The sequence below is a fragment of the Streptomyces sp. CO7 genome, assembly GCF_053474865.1.
In genome coordinates this window covers 696,541-698,070 of record NZ_JBRIOU010000004.1, presented here as the reverse complement: position 1 = coordinate 698,070, position 1,530 = coordinate 696,541, and the positions used below count along the sequence as shown (strand labels likewise).

Annotated in this window: 2 protein-coding genes; one reads left to right on the top strand and one right to left on the bottom strand. The window is 73.7% G+C overall.

Translation table 11 applies throughout. The features are described 5' to 3' along the window. A partial coding sequence (locus tag ACOV8S_RS15990; RefSeq protein WP_448318485.1) for an OmpA family protein occupies positions 1 to 641 on the top strand: 641 nt, incomplete at its 5' end. A 62-nt stretch (positions 642 to 703) separates the two neighbouring features. Here the strand turns inward: ACOV8S_RS15990 and ACOV8S_RS15985 are convergent. Next, on the bottom strand, positions 704 to 1,198 hold the full coding sequence (locus ACOV8S_RS15985) for a hypothetical protein (RefSeq protein WP_448318484.1): 495 nt from the start codon (positions 1,196 to 1,198) through the stop codon (positions 704 to 706). Positions 1,199 to 1,530 lie beyond the last annotated feature (332 nt).

Sequence of the window (1,530 nt, the reverse complement as noted above, 5' to 3'; positions counted from 1 at the left end):
CCGCCGGCACCGTCACCGCGCTCGCCGTGTTCGTGACCCTCACGCTCACCGGCACCCCCGCCTCCGCCGACGACGGCGGACCCAGCGAACCCCCCGGGTCCGTGAGCTCCGCCGCCCCGCCGGAGGTGGACGGCGGGGCGTCCGGGCTCCGGCTGGAGCCGGGCGCGAAACTCGCGCCCGCCAAGGTGCTGGACATCAAGTCCGTCGTCGAGGACCTCGGCGGTGAGGAACGCCGTGAGGACACGCCCCAGACCGTCACCCTCGCCCTCCAGGCAGAGGTCCTGTTCCCCAAGAACAGCTCCCGCCTGAACCCCGAGGCGAAGTCCCGCATCGCGGCGATCGCGGAGGAGATCAAGGGCCAGCAGGCCACCACCGTTCGCGTCTTCGGGTTCACCGACAACCTCGGCAGCTACGCGCACGGCGAGAAGCTGTCCAAGGACCGCGCCGACCAGGTCCAGCGCGAACTCGCGGCGACCCTCGGCCCGGACGTGAACTACGAGGTCCGCGGCTACAGCGAGGACTACCCCATCGCCGACAACACCACGGAGGAGGGCCGCCGCAAGAACCGCCGCGTGGAGGTCACCTTCCAGAAGGCGCCGTCCCCCGACGTCGCCGCATCTGCCCCGTCCTCGGGCGCCTAGCCCGGCGAACAGATAGGTGTGCCCCAAAGGTAAGTCCCACAAGGGCTGTCCCAGCGACATGATCACGGCTCACCTGTAACGCACACCCTTCCCGCCCCCGGGTAGGGGGCGCGGGACAGGGCTTCGGAGAGGCGGGTCAGGACCAGGGCGGGGTGGTCGCGGAGCTGGGAGGGGGTGACCGGGAGGACGCACAGGCCTGCCGCGGCGAGGCGGGCCTGGCGGGCGACCGTGCGGGTGAAGTCCTCGCCGAGCTGGTGATGCCGTACGGAGTCCACCTCCAGGACCACCCCGTGTTCCGGCCAGTACGCGTCGGGGCGGCACAGCAGGACCCCGTCGACGTACAGGGCGCGCTTCCACACCGGCTGGGGGAGGCCGCTGCCCGCGATCAGCCGACGACCCCAGCCCTCGGCCACCGACCGAACCCCGGCCTCCAGGTCCTCCAGCACCTCCGCAAGGCGCCCCCGCACCGGCACTTGTCGGTCACGCAACGCCTGCCGCAGCTCGGCGACACCGACCCGGGCCCGCTGCACGGCCTCGTACAGCGCCCCCGTCGGCACAGGCGCCGCCGACCGGACAGCGGTGGCCACGGCGTCGGCGAGCGCCCGGGGCAGCGGGGCAGCGGGGCACAGGGGAACCCGGCCACCCGCACCGCGCGCGGCGGCATGCGCAGCGTCTGGCGCACCTTGACGAACGCCACCGCCCGGCGCTTGCGGCTGTTGGGCACCAGCACCTCCACCTCACCGACCCGCGCAGGCTCAGGCGCGTCCCGCAGGCGGTGCAGCGCCGGCACGGCCGACGCCGTGAGCTGCGAGCCCGGCCCCGCGTAGCAGAGGGCGGAGTGGAACCGCTGCCGCCAGGTCACCGGACCGGTGTGCAGCACGAACACGCC